Here is a 1,362-nt window from a genome sequence, read left to right as displayed (position 1 = left end):
GGGTAACTTGGGCCCCGTGAAGGTAACCATAAGTATCCATGAATTGACTGCTGGAAGGCACAAGAAAACGACTGTTTGTGGCGTTTCAACACCGGCGTATCGGTGCGGAAACAGGGACCCATGATGGGTGCGCGCCGAAAGATCTTTCGCTATCTTTTTAATAGCTGCTTGCGCAAGTCCACATTGCCCCGGAGGCACTTTTGGCATTAAAAACAGRCAGGAATTGTCTGAAAAGCAGTTTTCCGGCCCTGCCTGATGTGCAGATGCCCAAAGGGGCATTTCCGGGAGCGATTTCCCGGCAAGAATCATGCTTTAGTCAATAAGGACGGGCGCAACCAGCTATTAAAAAGATAGCAACCAATCCGCAGCGCCTTCCTTGGCGGTATCGCATGACGAGAAGCCAGGAAGGGTTTCCTGTCCTCCACCGCCAGCTTGACGCTTACTCGTCTTCACCCGTGTTGCCGGCTTCGGCGGCGGCCGTCCTCAGGGCATCGACCAGGGCATCGGGGCTGGGGCCGATGCGGGGGTTCGCGGAGCGGTTCACGCCGGCCAGGTAGATCATCGCGCTGCGGTAGGCCTCGTCGATCAGGAAGTTGCCGCCCGAACCGGCTGACCTGATCGTCAGCGTGCCGCCTGTGATGTCATAGCCCTCCTGGCCCGACCAGGCGAAGTAGCTGCCGGGGCTGGTGCCGCTGGCGGCCGTGACGCCCGGCGCACCGGCGCCCGACTGCTGCGCACCGTTGTAGGCCACGCTGGTGTCGGACAGCGCGATCGGCAGCAGGAAGCTGCGCAGCAGCGGGCCGGTCTGGCCCTCGTAAACGCGCCATGTCGCCGTGGAGCCGCCTTGGGTCGCGATGTCCCAGCCGCTGAAAGTGCTGGCCTGCACCATCTGCGCACTGGTCTTACCGGCGCCGCCCGCGCTGGTGGCTTGCCCTGAAGTGCCAATGTCCCAATAGCTGTTGTTCGTCACCGCTGTTCCGGATTGTTCGGCCACCAGCCCACCTGCCATGCCGGTGGCGGTGACCCGGCCAGTGCTGTAGGCGCGCGTGATGGTGCCGTCCAGCGAGCTGCCGACCAGTCCGCCCACCTTGTCGGCGCCGCTCACGGCGCCGCTGGCGTACGCGTCGGTGATGCCGCCCTGGCTGAGTTCGCCCACCAGGCCTCCAACCTCGTCGTTGCCCTGGACCGATGCCGTGCTGTAGACGTTGTTGAAGGTGGTGCAGCAGCCTTGCCCCGCGATGGCGCCTACAAAGTCGGCGCCGGTGATGCTGCCGCCCACCAGTCCGAGGTTCTGGATGCTGGTGCTCTGCGTCAGGCCGAACAGGCCGACGAAGTTGTCGCCCGGGCGGTTGATGAAGAGGT

The 1,362-nt window shown here is 63.3% G+C and carries 1 protein-coding gene; it reads right to left on the bottom strand.

What is annotated here, in order from left to right:
• Positions 1 to 439 precede the first annotated feature (439 nt).
• A partial coding sequence (locus tag AC1D0Z_RS21855; protein WP_477660248.1) for a GLUG motif-containing protein occupies positions 440 to 1,362 on the bottom strand: 923 nt, incomplete at its 5' end.

Source organism: Polaromonas sp. P1_E3 (genome assembly GCF_056405935.1).
This window is presented reverse-complemented; position numbering and strand designations above follow the sequence as displayed.